The organism is Morganella sp. HMSC11D09 (genome assembly GCF_001807955.1).
Taxonomy (GTDB): domain Bacteria; phylum Pseudomonadota; class Gammaproteobacteria; order Enterobacterales; family Enterobacteriaceae; genus Morganella; species Morganella morganii.
In genome coordinates, this window is record NZ_KV791690.1 from 879 (window position 1) to 1305 (window position 427).

The window sequence follows — 427 nt, forward strand, 5'->3', positions numbered from 1 at the left end:
TTTGCTGCCAGACGTCAAGGATCGGCGCTCGGCAGAATACAAGGATGCATTAAAACTGACGGATGCTGAAAAGATATTGGTGAACGGTGAGGTTGAAACAATACAAAGGATGATTGAATCGGCCAGCCTGAACAACGATTTCACTGATTACATGGCAACACCCGGACAATCTGAAATATCTATGTTCGCCACCTGCCCTGAAACAGGACTGAAATTAAAGTGCCGGTTTGACAGGATGTCAGACTCTTACCCTTACCCGCTTGATGTAAAAAGTTGCATGGATGCAACAGAGCGCGGGTTCAGTCAGGCTTTTGGGAAATATCACTATCATGTGCAGGCTGCATTTTATTTGTATGTGCTGAGATTAGTCACAGGAAGGGACTTAAATCAGTTCTGTTTTTTCGCCATTCAGAATAAGCCGCCGTAC

The 427-nt window shown here is 45.0% G+C and carries 1 protein-coding gene; it reads left to right on the plus strand.

Features of this window, described 5'->3' with window-relative positions; translation table 11 throughout:
- Nucleotides 1–427: PD-(D/E)XK nuclease-like domain-containing protein (locus tag HMPREF3119_RS09605; protein WP_246829268.1), on the plus strand; the 427-nt coding region annotated here is incomplete at both ends.